Source organism: Halalkalibaculum sp. DA384 (assembly GCF_043951955.1).
GTDB lineage: Bacteria > Bacteroidota > Rhodothermia > Balneolales > Balneolaceae > JAMQKA01.
This window is the reverse complement of sequence record NZ_JBINJE010000075.1, coordinates 1-2,538: the sequence shown is the minus strand read 5'-3', so window position 1 is coordinate 2,538 and position 2,538 is coordinate 1. Positions and strand designations below refer to the sequence as shown.

Annotated in this window: 3 protein-coding genes; all 3 read left to right on the top strand. The window is 54.5% G+C overall.

Features of this window, described 5'->3' with window-relative positions; all coding sequences use genetic code 11:
* Positions 1-101: 2Fe-2S iron-sulfur cluster-binding protein (locus tag ACG2E4_RS18215; RefSeq protein ID WP_395262561.1), on the top strand; the 101-nt coding region annotated here is incomplete at its 5' end.
* A 12-nt stretch (positions 102-113) separates the two neighbouring features.
* Positions 114-2,312, top strand: coding sequence for a molybdopterin cofactor-binding domain-containing protein (locus tag ACG2E4_RS18210; protein WP_395277479.1), 2,199 nt, complete (start codon positions 114-116; stop codon positions 2,310-2,312).
* Between the two features lie 35 nt (positions 2,313-2,347).
* On the top strand, positions 2,348-2,538 hold a 191-nt coding region (locus tag ACG2E4_RS18205), incomplete at its 3' end, for a (2Fe-2S)-binding protein (protein ID WP_395262560.1).

The following is a 2,538-nucleotide window of genomic DNA, read 5'->3' as shown; positions in this document are numbered from 1 at the left end:
CTTCAGACGAAGAAATCAAGTCCGCAATGAATGGCAACTTGTGCCGCTGCGGTACCTACCTGAGAATTCGAAAAGCTATCAAAACAGCCGCAAACACTTAAAATTCTGGTATTATGGGAAGCGCAAAAACTTCGATGGGAAGACGATCTTTTCTAAAAACGATGGCCCTTGGGGGCGGTGGACTCATGATCGGGTTCAGCTGGATGTCATCAGTGGCCGAGGGGGCTGATGTCGACAATCTGCCGGATGACCTGTTCGATATCAACGCCTACATCAAGATTGCCCCGGATGGCAAGGTCACCATTTTGTCTCCTAACCCGGAAATCGGCCAGAACGTAAAGACGTCGATGCCACTCATCGTCGCCGAAGAGATGGATGTCGACTGGGAGCAGGTAACCGTGGAACAGGCGCCGCTCGATACAAATAAATATACCCGCCAGTTGGCGGGGGGCAGCCAGTCGATCCGCCAGGGATGGGACAGCCTCAGGATGGCGGGCGCCACGGCCCGGTACTTGCTGGTGGCGGCGGCAGCTAAACAATGGGGCGCCAATGTCAGGGATCTCATCACCGAAAACGGCATTATTACAAACCCCAACACCGGGGACCGCCTCAACTATGGAGCGGTAGCCTCCGCCGCGGTTGACATTCCCATACCTGACGAAGTGCCACTGAAGGACACGAAAGATTTCAAACTGATAGGCAAGTACATAAAGAATGTCGATGGCAAAAAAATTGTCACGGGCAAGCCGTTATTCGGGATTGATTTTTCTCGGGAAGGCACCGCCATTGCGATGATCAAGCATCCCCCCGCCTTTGGGATGAAGCTGAAATCTTTTGACGCCACCGAGGTGAAGTCGATGCCGGGTATTCATGATGTGTTTACCATCGATACGAGCCTGAATGATCCACAATGGTCAGATGTCAATGCCTTTAATGAATTGGTGGTCATTACGGGGGAAACCACCTGGCAGGTCATGAAGGCCAAGCGTGCTTTAAATGAGGAATGGGAAGCCACCGGCGAACTGGAGAGCAGCCAGGATCATTCCCGCAGACTGGCTGAAGCGATCTCCGACGACCCCGGAGAAGTCGTACGGCAGGATGGGAACCCTGACCAGGCGATTGAGACGGCGGAAACCGTTGTGGAAAGCACCTACACTGCCCCGTTTCTGGCTCACAATACGCTGGAACCGATGAACTTTTGGGCGAACGTCAGCGATGACCATGCCGAATTGATCGGCCCCATTCAAACGCCGGAACCGCTGCGGGCGTCGGCGGCCCAGCTGCTGGATATCCCCGAGTCCAACATAAAAGTAGATATGACGAGAATGGGCGGCGGGTTCGGCCGGAGGTTGTACGGCAACTTCGGGTTGGAAGCTGCTGCCATTTCCCAAAAAATCGGGGGACCGGTAAAACTGATTTATACCCGGGAAGATGATATGACCCAGGGCACCTATCGGCCCGCCTACGCCATTAACTACAAGGCCTCGCTTGACGGCAATGGAAACCTGCTGACATTCCAGGCCAAAGGAGCCGGCATCCCGTCAAGCCCGCTTTTTGCGAACCGGTATCCCGCCGGGACTGTTGACCACTATTCTTCTGTGAATGTCGGAGTAGAAACAAATATCACGACGGGTGCCTGGCGCGCACCCCGATCGAATTTTACTGCGGGTGCGGAGCAATCGTTTATTGATGAGCTTGCCGAAGCGGCCGGTAAAGATCCCATCGAATTTCGGCTGGAACTGTTCGACCGGGCGATAAACGATCCTGTAGGCGAAAATAATGATTATGATCCTGAACGCTACGCGGGCGTTCTCAAACTGGTGCGAGATAAATCGAACTGGGGACAATCGATGCCGGGCGTTTACCGGGGAGTGGCGGCGTATTACTGCCATAATTCATACGTGGCAGAGGTGGTGGACCTGGTGAAAGAAGGAGACTCCATCGACATTCAAAAAGTATGGTGCGCCGTTGATTGTGGTATTGTGGTTAACCGGGAAGGAGCCATCAACCAGGTAGAAGGCGGTATTATTGACGGGCTGGGGCATGCTCTCTACAGCCAACTGACCTTCGAAAACGGGGCTCCGGACCAGGATAACTTCAACGATTACAGCTTAATCCGGAATGCGCAGGCGCCCGCGGAGATCGAGGTCTTCTTTGTTGAGAGCGATATCCATCCAACCGGCCTGGGAGAACCGCCGCTGCCGCCTGTTATTGGGGCGTTCGCGAATGCTCTTTACCAGGCCACGGGCACGCGATATTACAACCAGCCGTTTATGGTTGCAGACCAGGATATGGCAGGTCGGGAATCGTAACATATAGTTATTGTTAACCGGTTAACACGGGAATTATGACAACATTTACACTCAACATCAATAATGAAGAGCACCAGGTGGATGCAGCCCCGGACACCCCGCTGTTGTGGGTGCTGCGGGATCACCTGGATCTGCCCGGCACCAAATTCGGATGCGGCATCGCCCAGTGCGGGGCCTGTACCGTGCACCTGGACGGCGCTGCCGTCCGCTCCTGCTCGCTGCCGGT